The organism is Modicisalibacter coralii (assembly GCF_004117855.1).
Classification (GTDB): domain Bacteria; phylum Pseudomonadota; class Gammaproteobacteria; order Pseudomonadales; family Halomonadaceae; genus Modicisalibacter; species Modicisalibacter coralii.
On record NZ_QWBW01000010.1, the window covers coordinates 1 to 13,525 of the forward strand.

14 protein-coding genes are annotated in these 13,525 nt (G+C 64.5%); 11 read left to right on the top strand and 3 right to left on the bottom strand.

Translation table 11 applies throughout. From position 1 onward, the window contains the following. The 3 genes from D0901_RS06120 to D0901_RS06130 all read left to right on the top strand — a co-directional run. Positions 1-479 (top strand): ABC transporter permease (locus D0901_RS06120; protein ID WP_129139417.1); only part of this gene is annotated, 479 nt, incomplete at its 5' end. A 116-nt stretch (positions 480-595) separates the two neighbouring features. Further along, positions 596-1,369 carry a transporter substrate-binding domain-containing protein gene (locus tag D0901_RS06125; RefSeq protein WP_129139418.1) on the top strand — a complete coding sequence of 258 codons (774 nt, stop codon included), beginning with the start codon at positions 596-598 and terminating at the stop codon, positions 1,367-1,369. A 103-nt stretch (positions 1,370-1,472) separates the two neighbouring features. Next, positions 1,473-2,246, top strand: a complete 774-nt coding sequence (locus tag D0901_RS06130; protein WP_129139419.1) for a transporter substrate-binding domain-containing protein — start codon at positions 1,473-1,475, stop codon at positions 2,244-2,246. A 252-nt stretch (positions 2,247-2,498) separates the two neighbouring features. Here D0901_RS06130 and D0901_RS06135 read toward each other — a convergent pair whose 3' ends face one another. Both D0901_RS06135 and D0901_RS06140 read right to left on the bottom strand, forming a co-directional pair. Then, positions 2,499-3,365 (bottom strand): NAD(P)-dependent oxidoreductase, encoded by an 867-nt coding sequence (locus D0901_RS06135; RefSeq protein WP_129139420.1) that lies wholly within the window; start codon positions 3,363-3,365, stop codon positions 2,499-2,501. 145 nt (positions 3,366-3,510) lie between these two features. Then, positions 3,511-4,518 carry a zinc-dependent alcohol dehydrogenase family protein gene (locus tag D0901_RS06140; protein WP_129139421.1) on the bottom strand — a complete coding sequence of 336 codons (1,008 nt, stop codon included), beginning with the start codon at positions 4,516-4,518 and terminating at the stop codon, positions 3,511-3,513. 385 nt (positions 4,519-4,903) lie between these two features. Here D0901_RS06140 and D0901_RS06145 point away from each other — a divergent pair, with 385 nt between their 5' ends. From D0901_RS06145 to D0901_RS06165, 5 genes are all read left to right on the top strand, one after another. Beyond that, a complete protein-coding gene (locus D0901_RS06145) occupies positions 4,904-6,049 on the top strand; it encodes an AI-2E family transporter (RefSeq protein ID WP_203234807.1) in 1,146 nt (381 codons plus the stop codon). Positions 6,050-6,139: 90 nt separating this feature from the next. After that, a complete protein-coding gene (locus D0901_RS06150; RefSeq protein ID WP_129139422.1) occupies positions 6,140-6,865 on the top strand; it encodes a YebC/PmpR family DNA-binding transcriptional regulator in 726 nt (241 codons plus the stop codon). Between the two features lie 208 nt (positions 6,866-7,073). After that, the gene (locus tag D0901_RS06155) at positions 7,074-7,265 is read left to right on the top strand and encodes a DUF3008 family protein (protein WP_129139423.1); all 192 of its coding nucleotides are present in this window, start codon (positions 7,074-7,076) and stop codon (positions 7,263-7,265) included. A 364-nt stretch (positions 7,266-7,629) separates the two neighbouring features. Continuing rightward, entirely contained in the window at positions 7,630-8,676 is a 1,047-nt protein-coding gene (locus D0901_RS06160) for an aldo/keto reductase (protein ID WP_129139424.1), read from the top strand. Between the two features lie 157 nt (positions 8,677-8,833). Beyond that, on the top strand, positions 8,834-9,436 hold the full coding sequence (locus D0901_RS06165) for a class I SAM-dependent methyltransferase (protein WP_129139425.1): 603 nt from the start codon (positions 8,834-8,836) through the stop codon (positions 9,434-9,436). A gap of 66 nt (positions 9,437-9,502) precedes the next feature. Here the strand turns inward: D0901_RS06165 and D0901_RS06170 are convergent, their stop codons facing one another. Next, positions 9,503-10,963, bottom strand: coding sequence for a catalase (locus tag D0901_RS06170; protein ID WP_129139426.1), 1,461 nt, complete (start codon positions 10,961-10,963; stop codon positions 9,503-9,505). A 688-nt stretch (positions 10,964-11,651) separates the two neighbouring features. Between D0901_RS06170 and D0901_RS06175 the strand changes: the two genes are divergently transcribed. The 3 genes from D0901_RS06175 (at position 11,652) to D0901_RS06185 (ending at position 13,479) form a co-directional block, all read left to right on the top strand. Then, positions 11,652-11,873, top strand: a complete 222-nt coding sequence (locus D0901_RS06175) for a hypothetical protein (RefSeq protein ID WP_129139427.1) — start codon at positions 11,652-11,654, stop codon at positions 11,871-11,873. Positions 11,874-12,028: 155 nt separating this feature from the next. Further along, positions 12,029-12,325 (top strand): hypothetical protein, encoded by a 297-nt coding sequence (locus D0901_RS06180; protein WP_129139428.1) that lies wholly within the window; start codon positions 12,029-12,031, stop codon positions 12,323-12,325. A gap of 134 nt (positions 12,326-12,459) precedes the next feature. Continuing rightward, positions 12,460-13,479 carry a nucleoid-associated protein gene (locus D0901_RS06185; protein ID WP_129139429.1) on the top strand — a complete coding sequence of 340 codons (1,020 nt, stop codon included), beginning with the start codon at positions 12,460-12,462 and terminating at the stop codon, positions 13,477-13,479. Positions 13,480-13,525 lie beyond the last annotated feature (46 nt).

Here is a 13,525-nt window from a genome sequence, read left to right on the forward strand (position 1 = left end):
TCATCTACTACGGCGTGGTCTTCGTGGAGGGCATCCAGGACACCTGGCTGTGGGTCATCCTCGACAAGCCCTTCTACCCGGCGCTGATCGCCTTCACGCTGAACACCGCGGCCTACACCACCGAGATCTTCCGCGGCGCGATCAAGGCCACGCCCCGCGGCGAGATCGAGGCCGCCCGGGCCTACGGCATGTCCCGGGCCAAGATGATGCGGCGCATCGTGCTGCCCAGCGCCTTCCGTCGCGCGCTGCCGGCCTACGGCAACGAGGTGATCTTCATGCTTCACGCCAGCGCCATCGCCAGCGTGGTGACCATTATGGACCTCACCGGCGCGGCGCGCTTCGTCTATGCCCGCTTCTACGCGCCCTTCGATGCCTTCCTGTTCGTCGCGGCCATCTATCTGTGCCTGACGTTCGCCATCCTCTATCTGTTCCGCTTCCTGGAGGCCCGGCTGCTGGCGCATCTCAAGCCGCAAGCCTGAATCACGAGATCGAACGCGCGTTGGAAACCGTCAGCCCATGACACGACATGAGGCCCTGAACAACAAAAAATCGGGCCCCATCGTGAAAACCAGTGAAACAACAAGGAAACAACGTCATGAGACAGCTGTTGGCAAGTTCATTGATCGGCCTGGCTATCGTCACGGGTACGGTTCACGCCGATGACACGGTACGCATCGCGCTCGATGTCCCCTATGAACCTTTCGAATATCGGGATGCCGATGGCGAACTGACGGGATTCGACATCGATCTGGGCAATGCGCTCTGCAAAGAAGCCGGCGTCGAATGCGAGTGGGTCATCCAGCGTTGGGATGGCCTGATCCCCGGGCTCATGGCAAGGAAGTATGACGCCATCATGTCGTCGATGGTGATCACCGCAGAACGCGAGCGCAAGGTGCTGTTCACCCACCCTTACTCCGCCACGCCACGCGCCTGGATCGCGCCGGCCGACCGGACCATCGATATCGACGACAAGCCACAGTTGGCAGGCATGACCGTCGGCGTCGAGCGCGCAACCCTGCAGGATCGGTACATCACCGACCTCTACGGCGATGCCATGACCGTACGCCGTTACGACACGGTCGACGACATGATCGTCGACTTGCAGACCGGTCGCTTGAAACTGGCGTTCATGAACTATCCGATCGCCGAAACCCATCTGCACGTCGATGCCCAGGGCAGCGAGTTCAAACGGGTCAGCGGGTTCATCAAAGGGCCCGAGAAGTATTTCGGCAAAGGCGTCGGCATCGCCTTCCGCAAGCGCGACAAGGCCCTGGTCGAGCGCTTCAACGATGCGCTGGACACCCTCAGGGACAACGGCACCTACGACGAGATCATGAAGACGTATTTCAGCTACGACATCAGCCCGTGACCGGCGGGCCCCGGGCCTCTAGCAGCGCTGAAGGGCCTCCCTTTCGGTGCTGATCGCAGCAATGCAACACAACCGCGAAAGTGCAACAACAAGGAGACGACTCATGAAAAAGCTCTTGGCCAGCACCTTGATCGGCCTGTCCGTCATGGCGACCGGCGCCCAGGCCGACGACACGGTCCGCATCGCCGTGGACGTGCCTTACGAACCGTTCGAATACAAGACACCCGACGGGACCCTGGAAGGCTTCGACATCGACCTGGGCAACGCCCTGTGCAAGGAGGTCGGCGTCCAGTGCGAGTGGGTGACCCAGCCCTGGGACGGGATCATTCCCGGTCTTCTGGCCCGCAAGTACGACGCCATCATGTCATCCATGGTGATCACCCCGGAACGCGAGCGTAAGGTGCTGTTCACCCACCCTTACTCCGCCACGCCACGCGCCTGGATCGCCCCGGCGGACAGCAAGATCGATATTCACAACAAGCAGCAGCTCGAGGGCCGGAGCGTCGGCGTACAGCGCGCCACCCTCCAGGACCGCTACGTGACCGAGCTCTACGGCGATGTGCTGGACGTGCGTCGCTACGACGATATCGATGACGTCATCACCGACATGCGGGCCGGGCGGCTGGATCTGGCCTTCATGAACTACCCGATCGCCGAGAAGTACCTGGAGATCGACTCGGGCAAGAGCGAATTCAAGCGCATCAGCGGCTTCATCAAGGGCCCCGAGAAATTCTTCGGCAAGGGCGTCGGCATCGCCTTCCGCAAGCGCGACAAGGAACTCGTCGAGCGGTTCAACGAGGCGCTCGCCACCATTCGCGACAATGGCACCTACGACAGGATCATGAAGAAATATTTCCGCTACGACATCAGCCCGTGACCGCCAGGTACCCGCTGATGTGATCCCCTCGTGAACGGACTGCCTTCGGGCGGTCCGTTTCCCGTTTGCGCTCTCCTTTCGGCTCGACCACTAAGCTCTGTCTGAAAAGTCGGCGAGCGATGGCCAGACAAGGCAAAAATTGACGAAAAAGCGCAGTTTACAAGTCGTAAATGAGCATTTTGAGTTAATTTTTAACGCCGTATGGGCGAGCGCAGACATTTTTCAGACAAAGCGTAGCCGAGGGAATGGCGTTCACCCGTTGTCGAGGTACTCGAAGATCGCCGCGAAGTCGTCGCGACCGCGTCCGGCCTGCTTGGCGCCGGCGTAGAGCTCCTTGGCGAGGTTGGCCAGATGCATCGGCTGGTCGTGTTCGTAGGCGGTGAGCGCGAGCAGGTGCAGGTCCTTGTGCATCCACTCCAGCGGGAACTGGGGCGGGTAGTCGCCCTGGCGAATCAGGCCCGCCTTGCCGGCGAGAAACGGCGCCGATACCGGCAGCCCGGGCAATGTCTGCATGAGGAAGTCCCGCGAAAAGCCGAGCTTCTCGCCGAGCAGCGCGGTCTCCGAATAGACCGCCATCGACTGGGCGAGCATGGCATTGACCAGCATCTTGAAGCTCGCCCCCTGGCCGGTATCGCCGACATGCAGGATCTTCTCGCCCATGCTCCGAAGCAACGGCTCGAGGCGCTGGTAATCGGCGCTGTCGCCCCCCACCAGGAAGGTCAGGGTGCCCTCCTCGGCGGGCTGCCGGGTGCCGGCAACCGGCGCGTCGGCGAAACGCCGGCCGTGTTCGCGGGTGCGCTCGGCCATGCGCCGGCTGAACGACGGGTTGACCGTGGAGCAGTCGACCCACAGCGCTCCGTCGCGCATCGCCGCCACGAAACCGCCGTCGCCGAAGGCCACGGCCTCCACCACATCGGGGCTGGCGAGCATGGTGAAGACCACGTCGGCGTCGCGCACCGCCGTCGTCCAATCGTCGGCCGCTCTGGCCCCGGCCGCCTCCAGTTCGGCGACCGGGCCCAGCGAGCGGTTGCAGACGGTCAGGGTCACGTCCGGGTTATCGAGCAGGTTGGCGGCCATGCGCCGCCCCATGATCCCCAGGCCGATGAAGGTCACGTTCATGTCGTGCTCCTCGTTCGTTGGCTAATCACCGGCTCCAAGGATGGCAAGCCCTCCCGCGAACGACAAGCGAGGCGCGGCCCCGACTGCGATACCTCTTAGGGTTTGTACGAAAAGTCGACGAGCGAAGGCAGTTTTCGTGCAGAGCCTAGAACTCCAGGCAGATCTTGCCGAAGTGCCTCTGGGCTTCCTGATGGCGGAAGGCGTCGGCGATCTCGTCGAGCCCGAAGGAACGGTCGATCACCGGGCGAATGCCGCTGATCTCGATCGCGCGGATCATCTCGATCTGCTCCTGATGGCTACCGACGATCAGCCCCTGCAGCCTGGCCTGCTTGGCCATCAGCTTGGCAGTGGGCACTTCACCGCCCCGTCCGGTCAGGACACCGATCAGCGCGATATGACCACCGATGCGCACCGCGTCGATCGATTGCGGCAGGGTACCCGGCCCGCCGACCTCGATGACGTGATCCACGCCGCGACCGTCGGTGAGCGCCTTGACGCGCTTGCCCCACTCGGGCTCGTCCTTGTAGTTGATCGTGTGATCGGCCCCCAGCTCCCGCAGGCGGGCGATCTTCTCGTCGGAGGACGACGTGGCGATCACGGTCGCGCCGAGTTGCTTGGCGAACTGCAAGGCGAAGATCGACACGCCACCGGTCCCCAGGACCAGCACGCTGTCGCCGGGCTTGATGCCACCGTCGACCACCAGTGCCCGCCAGGCGGTGAGACCGGCGGTGGTCAGCGTGGCCGCTTCGGCATGGCTGTAGCCCGCCGGGGCATGGGTAAACCATTCGGCGGGCCGAATCACCTGCTCGCGGGCATAACCGTCGACGCCATCGCCGGGCACCGTCTTGAAGTCGCCCACCATGGCGGGCCCCGTCTCCCAGGTGGGGAAGAACACCGAAACCACGCGATCACCGGTGGCGAACGCCTCGACACCCTCGCCGACCGCTTCGACGACGCCGGCACCGTCGGACATCGGAATCCGCCCGTCCTCGGTGGGCATCGCCCCGGACACCACGCCGTAGTCGTGATAGTTGAGCGAGCTGGCGTGAAGGCGCACGCGGATCTCCCCCGGGCCGGGTTCGCCCGGCGCGTCACGCTCGTCGAGCTGCAGGTTGTCCAGGCCACCGGGCCGCTTGAGTGTCACCACTTTCATGCGTGTCTCCTGCTCGTGTGAGTCATTCTTCCCTTACGTGCCATCGATAGCGGCAAACTTCAACGTCGCCTCCGCTTTTTCCCATCAGCGGATCGGCGGTCATCGCGCTGGTCGGCGGCACGGCCGGAAGGCCCTGCCGCTGGCACGCACCGCGCCGTCTCGGCTAGTCTGAAGCCTCCGGCACCTGGGGCCGTGTCGCTCGCAAGAACCCCGGACGGCTCACCCGGCGCTGGCACCCGGCGATTCGAAAGGAGTTCGAGTCGCCTCGCGTGCCCGAATGGCGCCCCGGCGAGTACGCTCCGATACTGAGCCGAGGACCGCGAGACCCATAGTCCCGCCCCAGACAGCCCGGCTTTCCCCGAATGGACGCACAGCGGATGGCTCGATGACGATGAACAAATTCCCCACCAGCAAGACCCCCGACACCGAAAAACGCCCCTGGATGGAAGCCATGCCCCGATGGGTCGGCATCGGGATCTTTCTCTACCTCTCCATCTTCGCCCTGGGCTTTGCCCAGCTGTTCCTCGTCCCCGTGGTGCTGGCGTTTCTGCTCTCGATGGTCTTCAGCCCGATCCGCCGCTTCTTCGACCGGCGCGGCGTCTCCCAGGGCTGGTCGGCGGTCATCATCATGTCCACCCTGCTCGCGGGGCTGCTGATGATCGCCACCGCCCTGGCCGTGCCGGTCAGTGGCTGGATCAACAACGCGCCGGCGATCGAGCGCAAGATCGAGATTCGCTTCAACGAGGTATCCGGCCCCTTCAGCGGCTTCTTCTCCGCCAAGGAGAAACTCGAGTCGATGACCCAGTCCGACAATAATCAGGTGCAGCAGGTCGAAACCCAGGACGACAGTCTCACCAAGAAGCTCGCCAGCCTGATTCCCACCTTCATCACCCAGTCCCTGTTCACCCTGGTACTGCTGCTGTTCCTGCTCGCCTCGGGCGACATGTTCTACGAGAAGATCGTTCACGTCATGCCGACCCTGCGCGACAAGAAACGCGCGGTACGCATCACCCAGGACATCGAGCGCAAGCTGTCCCGCTACCTGTTCACCATCACCCTGATCAACGCCGGCCTGGGCATCGCGGTCGGCACCGCCATGTGGGCACTGGGCATGCCCAGCCCGCTGAGCTTCGGGCTGATCGCCTTCCTGTTCAATTTCATCCCCTATCTCGGGGCGCTGGCCGGCATTCTCATCGCCTCGGTGGTCGCCATCGTCTCCTTCGACTGGCTGGGGTGGCCGCTGATCGTCGCCGGCACCTACTTTCTCCTGACCACCCTCGAGGGTCAGCTCATCACGCCCTATTTCGTCGGGCGCAGCCTGCGTCTCAATACCGTGGTGGTCTTCTTGACCATCTCCTTCTGGGCCTGGCTGTGGTCGGTCGTCGGCATGATCGTCGCCGTGCCGTTGCTGGTCGCGGTCAAGACGCTCAGCGAGCACATCGAGGCCCTGGAGCCGCTGGGCCACTTTCTCGCCGAGCGCCACGCCGAACTGATCCGCAACGACGCGGACGACGGCCAGGCGGCCCCGTGAGACGCCATGGCGACGACCAATTGCCCCTGTTCGCGTCAGCGCTTGTTGAGTAAGATTCCCCCCTTCAGATGACGTGACGGGACAAGCACGATGGGCAGGGCCTTCCAGAACCGCAAGGAATCCATGGCCAAGACGGCCGCCGCCAAGACCAAGGTCTACAGCAAGTATGGCCGCGAGATCTATGTCTGTGCCAAGTCGGGCGGGGTCGACCCCAACGGCAATCTAGCGCTGCGCGGGCTGATCGATCGCGCCAAGAAGGATCAGGTGCCCTCGCACGTGATCGACAAGGCGCTCGACAAGGCCAAGGGTGGCGGCGGCGAGGACTACTCGCCGGCCCGCTACGAGGGCTTCGGCCCGGGCAACTGCATGGTGATCGTCGACTGCCTGACCGACAATCCCAACCGCACCTTCGGCGACGTGCGCGCCTGCTTCAACAAGGCCAAGAGCAAGCTCGGCACGCCGGGCAGCGTCAGCCACATGTTCGATCACTGCGCGATCCTCGCCTATCCGGGCGAGGACGAGGAAACCGCGCTGGAAGCCTTGATGGAAGCCGACGTCGATGTCACCGACATCGAGAACGAGGACGGCCGGATCACCGTCTTCGCCCCGCACACCGACTACGCCAAGGCCAAGCAGGCGCTGACCGACGCCTTCGGCGAGATCGAGTTCGATGTCGACGAGATCCAGTTCATCCCGCAGACCACCACGGCAGTGGAGGGCGACGACGTGGCGATGTTCGAGAAGCTGATCGACACCCTCAACGACCTCGACGACGTGCAGAACGTCTATCACAACGCCGAGCTGCCCGAGACCTGAAACGTGCCGCCGCTGCCGCTTGCTCCGCCCTCCGGCCTTGTGCCGGGGCGGCGTTTGACCGGGCGTCAGGCCACCAGCAAACGACGATGACCGCCCGACGATTGGCATGACGTACCCAGCCATCTAGTCTGATAACCAGCGGGTAGCCAGCCCGCGATGGTAATTCGGCGCCACCGGACCGGCGCCCCGGACGACAGGAGGTTATCCCATGCCCGCCAAATCCGAAGCCCAGCAGAAAGCCGCCGGTGCCGCGCTCGCCGCCAAGCGCGGCGAGAAGAAGGCCAGCGAACTCGACGGCGCCGCCAAGTCGATGTACGACTCCATGAGCGAAGACGAACTCGAGCAGATGGCCTCGGCGTCGCAGAAGCAAAAGCCGAAGCACAATGCCAAGTCGTCGTGACCCTCTCTGAGAACGCATTTCCAAACCCCGATGATGATGGGCGTCGGGGGCAAGGCGAAGCGAGGGTCCTTTGCCATGGATGGCAAAGGTAGCGCCCAGGGATGGGTGTACAGCGCCCTCGCAACGGTCCGACGCCTCGGGCCTTGCCACCGAGGAAGCCCATCCCATCCACCGGTTCTGAAAGAAGCTCTGAACCACCGGCCCGGTCGCACGAACCGGGCCGCCCAGACGGCACGCGACTCTCCTCCCGGAAATCTCCATAGAATCCGACACGCATTCAGCAGGATCGCGCTATTCCCCGGCGGCGGGTGACGACCATACTGCAAAGCGGCAAACGATTTCCGGCCTGAAGAGGAGCCATCGCATGCGCTATCGCCAGTTCGGCAATACCGGCCTATTCGTCTCCGAGTTGTGTCTCGGCACCATGACCTTCGGCGGCGAAGGCGAACTGTGGAGCCAGATCGGCGACCTGCAGCAGAAGGACGCCGATACCCTGATCGGTCGCGCGCTGGACGCCGGCATCAATTTCATCGATACCGCCGACATCTACTCGCAGGGCAAGGCCGAGGTCATCACCGGTCAGGCGCTGAAGAATCTCGACGTGGCCCGCGACGACGTGGTCCTCGCCACCAAGGTGTTCGGCGATACCGGCCCGGGCGTCAATCAGCGCGGCTTGTCGCGCTATCACATCATGAACGGCGTCAAGGCCAGCCTGAAGCGTCTGCAGGTCGATCACATCGACCTCTATCAGGTTCACGGCTTCGATCCGGCCACGCCCATCGAGGAGACCGTGCGCGCCCTGGACAATCTGGTCAGCCACGGCCACGTACGCTATGTCGGGGTCTCCAACTGGGCAGCCTGGCAGATCATGAAGGCGCTGGGCATCGCCGAACGCCACGGGCTGGCGCGCTTCGAATCGCTGCAGGCCTACTACACCCTGGCCGGGCGCGACCTCGAGCGTGAACTGATCCCCCTGCTCAACAGCGAGAATCTCGGCCTGATGGTCTGGAGCCCGCTCGCCGGCGGCCTGTTGAGCGGCAAGTACGGGCGCGACACGCAGGCCGAGAGCAGCAGCCGCCGTACCCACTTCGACTTCCCGCCGGTGAATGTCGAGCGCGCCTACGACTGCATCGATGCGATGCGCGGCATCGCCGAGGCTCACGGCGTCTCGGTGGCACAGATCGCCTTGGCCTGGCTGCTGCACCGCCCGGCGGTGACCAGCGTGATCGTCGGCGCCAAGCGCATCGACCAGCTCGACGACAACGTCGCCGCGACCCGGGTCCGGCTCAACGACGCCGAACTCGCCACCCTCGACCGCGTCAGCGAACTGCCCCCCGAATACCCGGGCTGGATGCTCGAGCGCCAGGGCGGTGCCCGGCGCCAGCAACTGGTCGACTCGACCGGCGAGTGAGGCGCGGACGGCACGGCGACCGGGCGAGCCGCCGCGCCGTTCTCCCGAACCCGGCGGCGCCTTCCCCGTCGCCGGCCCCCTTTCAGTAAGCGGTGCGGTGGTCTAGGGTGAGATGAACAGCGTTGCCAAACGCTTTCGCGAACCAAGAGCGCCACCCATGAAGCCCGACGAGCCGATCCGACGCCAGTCCCCCCCTTCCCGCCACCGCCAGATGGCGCTGTTCGCCCGCAACTTCTTCAAGCACCCGAAAATGCTGGGCTCGATCATCCCCAGCTCGCCCTTCCTGGTGCGACGCATGCTGACTCATATCGACTGGCAGCATACCCGGGTGCTGGTCGAATACGGCCCGGGGGTGGGCACCTTCACCCGCGAGATCCTCCGCCAGATGCCCGCCGATGCGGTGCTGATCGTGATCGAGACCAATGCGGACTTCGTCGACTACATCCAGCGCGTCTATCCCGATCCGCGCATGCAGGTGGTCCATGGCTCGGCGGCCGATATCGAGCAGATTCTCGCCGAACGTGAACTGGGTCAGGTCGACTACGTCATTGCCGGCATCCCCTTCAGCACGTTGCCCGGCCCGGTCGGCGAAAGCATCCTCAATGCGACGCGTCAGGTGATCTCGCCCGCCGGCACCTTCCTGCTCTACCAGTTCTCGCCCAAGCTGCTGCCCACGCTGCGCCGGACCTTCTCCAAGGTGACCCGCGAGTTCGAGCCGATCAATTTCCTGCCGGCACACTTCTACCGCTGCACGCCCTGACGACAGCGGCCCGCCAGCCGGGTGGCTGGCGGGCCGCTGGTGGTCCCGGTATCGGTCGCGACCGGTTCAGTTCAGCTTCGCCTTCACCCCTTCCTCGATGCGCCGGCCGATGGTCGCGTCGATGTTCTTCCAGTACTCGAAGACCCGCGAGAGTACCGGCTCCTTGACGCCGCCCAGCACGTGACCGACCACGTTGTCGACCAGCCGGTCGCGGGCCGCTTCGTCCATCACCTTGTTGATCAGGTCGTGGGCCTGGCCGTAATCGTCGTCGTCCTGGCGCAGCGTATAGGGCGCACGGACCATGTCGCCGCTGGCCTGCCAGGTGGAGTCGGTGGGGTAACGTTCGCCGTCCGCCGCCGGCCCGCCCTTGGAGTTGGGCGCATAGACCGGGTCGCTGACGTTCTTCACGCGCATCGCCCCGTCCTTGCTGTAACTGTGTACCGGCGCGAGCGGCGAGTTGACCGGGATCTGCTTGTAGTTGACCCCGAGCCGCGCACGATGCGCATCGGCGTAGGAGAACACGCGGGCGATCAGCATCTTGTCGGGGCTGATGCCGATACCGGGCACCAGGTTGTTGGGCTCGAAGGCCGCCTGTTCGATCTCGGTGTGATAGTCGGTGGGGTTGCGATCCAGCGTCAGCTTGCCGACCTTGATCAGCGGATAGTCGTCGTGCGGCCAGACCTTGGTCAGGTCGAAGGGGTTCAGACGATAGGTATCCGCATCCTTGAACGGCATGACCTGCATGTACAGCGTCCAGCTCGGGCATTCACCGCGGTCGATCGCTTCATACAGGTCGCGGGTGTGATAGTCGTTGTCCACGCCGCAGAGGCGGTCCGCCTCGTCCTGGGTCAGGCACTCGATGCCCTGATCGGTCTTGAAGTGATACTTGACCCAGAATTTCTCGCCCTGGGCGTTGGTCCACATGTAGGTGTGACTGGAATAGCCGTTCATGTGCCGCCAGGTCTTGGGGATGCCGCGGTCGCCCATCAGCCAGGTGACCTGATGGGCCGACTCCGGTGACAGCGTCCAGAAATCCCACTGCATGTCATGGTCGCGGAGGTGATTGTCGGCGCGGCGCTTCTGCGAGCGGATGAAATGCTGGAACTTCATCGGGTCGCGTACGAAGAACACCGGCGTGTTGTTCCCCACCATGTCGTAGTTGCCTTCGCTGGTGTAGAACTTGATCGAGAACCCGCGCGGATCGCGCCAGGTATCCGGGCTGCCGCGCTCGCCGGCGACGGTGGAAAAGCGCATTACCACATCGGTCCTGGTGCCTTTCTGGAACACCGCGGCCCTGGTATAACGGCTAACGTCCTCGGTGGTCTCGAACCGGCCGAAGGCGCCGCCGCCCTTGGCGTGAGGCTGACGCTCGGGGATCCGCTCGCGGTTGAAGTTGGCCATCTGCTCGATCAGATAATGATCGTGGAGCAGCAGCGGCCCGTCGGGGCCGACAGACAGAGAATGCTCGTCGCTGGCGACCGGGATCCCGGCATCGGTTGTCGTGGGCTTGCGATCATCGCTGGTCACGGTAGTTACTCTCCTGTCATGAAAGCGTGGCGCTGTGCCACGCCGTGGCTCTCGATCGGCGTTCGGGGCCGTCCATCCTTGCTCCCGCGCAACCCGACGGGCAATGCCTGGCGATTTTGTCCCTCATCGGCGAGACCGGGTGCGACGCATCGTGGGAGGTATAGTGTGAAACCACCGGGGCTGTCCAACGCGCCCGACCGACCGGGACGCCCGAAAAGCGTACGACGCGCGCGAGCCACACGCCGGCCAACCCGGCGACACGCCCCGCGGCGCCCGCCCTGCCTGGGCTGGCGGCGAAGCGATCGCCCCGCGAGCGTAGCGGCTCATAGGCGGCCTCGATCCCGGCCATGGGCAATATTCATCGTCCAACCGGGTCAAAAACCGCCGCCGCACGGGTCCCGCGAATTTTCCGGCGGCGATCCTTTACGGCGGCCCACGGGGCTTTCTACATTCAAGGTGACCCTCCCACGCGAGGAACCCACCGCCCCCGCTCGTCGGGGAGGCGACAGGGAAGCCGCCATCGATAGCGTCGTCGCTCGGGCATACCGAGACGTCGCACTCAAGCCAGCCTACCTCCGGTCGATATATTGCAAGAGCGTTACTGCCTCGGTGATGGCGGTATGCGGCTGATACGCTCCAGGAACACTGCCTGATCCCCTGGCCGCTGACTTCCGGCGAGGAGCCTCCGATGGATACGTTATCGATGACGATCGAACTGACCGACGACCTGGTCGCGACGACCCTGGCGCGCCGCCTGGCTTGCGCCAAGCTGCGACTCGACCGCCTGGAACGCGACTTTGCATCGAAGGATGACAGCGCCCTGGCGGCGGCACGGGTTGAGTTCGCCCTGGCGTCCCGGGCGCTGGCGGATGCGCTCGTCGCCCAGGGCCTGCATGCCTCGGCACCATGACATGAAGTGACGACTCACTGCCCATGTAGCTCGGCAATATCGGGCCCACCTGCGCCAAACCGGGATTTTCGCTATGCTGGGCCCGGCAACATCATCAAAGAGGGAGTAGCGGTCACGATCCAACAGTGATTACCAAGCCGATACAGGAGGTTCTCATGAAGGTCTACAAACCTGAGTGGCAATGCACGTTCAGCGTCAGCGACGGGGCAGAAGAATCATCCAGTTGGAAGGAGCGCATCGCCTGGCGTCTGCGATCGCTCGCCGACAGGCTGGACGGCAGCGGCAGAACCTTGAAGATCGATTACGACGTCACCCCCATCGTCAGCCGCGCTGACGTCGATACCTGTCTCGGCAAGGGGTTCGAGGTCACCCAGGGGCTGCTCACCCAGCTCGCCCATCAGGCCGCCTGCGAGGACGTCATGCGCGATGCCAAGGCGGAACTCTACGACTGAGCCGGCTCCCGGACCTTGGGCCACGTCCCTGCGATCACCCCGCGCCATCCGGCGCGGGGTGGTTCGTTCATGGGCTATTGATCGCCACCCAGGCGAGTTACCATCGCCGCCCCATCCTCAGCCAGGCGAGTGTCATGCCGATTATTCACAGCATCGTCCACCGTATCGATAAACCCGGGAGCGACGCGCCGGCCAGCCTGGTCAGCGCCACTGCCGTGTTGACCGACGCGGGCCCCGTGGACGATCTGCTGGCCAGCCTGACCAGCAGTTTCCACGCCAAGGCCAAGGCCTGGGGTTACTTCGCCGAGGACGCTCCGTCGGCCACCCTGGCGGCGATCTTGCCGCGCTATCTGGCCAGCACCGACGACGGGGCGCCGCCGGCCGAGGCCTTCGTCGACGTCACGAAAGCGGCAGCGGAGAGCCTGCGCCCCCTGCTCGACGACCACCTGCCCACCGGCGGGCACCTGCTGTTCGTCCACAACCGCCAGGGCGAGGCCGAGTTCCTGACTCTGGCGCTGCTCCACCATCGCGAGGGCTTCGGCATCGACGAACGGCTGGCGGTGGCCCCCGTGTCGCAGCTCAACGTCGCCCAGGCGACGCTCGCCGCGCGCATCGACCTCGGCCAGATGCGTGCCGGCAACTCCCGCCAGTACGTGGCCTACAACAAGGATCGCGGCGGCAAGAAGCTCGCCGAGGGCTTTCGCGACTGGCTAGGTTGCGTGGAGGGCGTGGATGCCACCGGCGAGACCCGCACCCTGCTCAAGGCCTTCAGCGACTACGTGGAAAGCGAGGACCTGCCCGAGGAACAGAGTCGCGAGAAGACCGAGGCACTGATCGACTACGCCAGCGATCAGGCCCGGCGCGGCGAGCCGATCACCCTCGACGAACTCTCCGAGCTGGTCGACGAGCAGCAGCCCAAGGCCTTCTACGACTACATCCGCAACCAGGACTATGGCCTGGCCCCGGAAATCCCCCCCGACAAGCGCACCCTGCAACAGTTCAAGCGCCTGACGGGGCGTTCCGGCGGCGTCTCGATCAGTTTCGACTCGCACCTGCTGGGCAACGGCATCGAATACGACGAGAGCCAGGACCGGCTGATCATCAAGCAGGTCCCCGGCGCGCTCAAGGAACAGATCAAGCAGCGCCAGTCGTGAGCGCTGGTGTTCGTGACATGGCGGCGCATTGCGTTAGGCTGTAAGC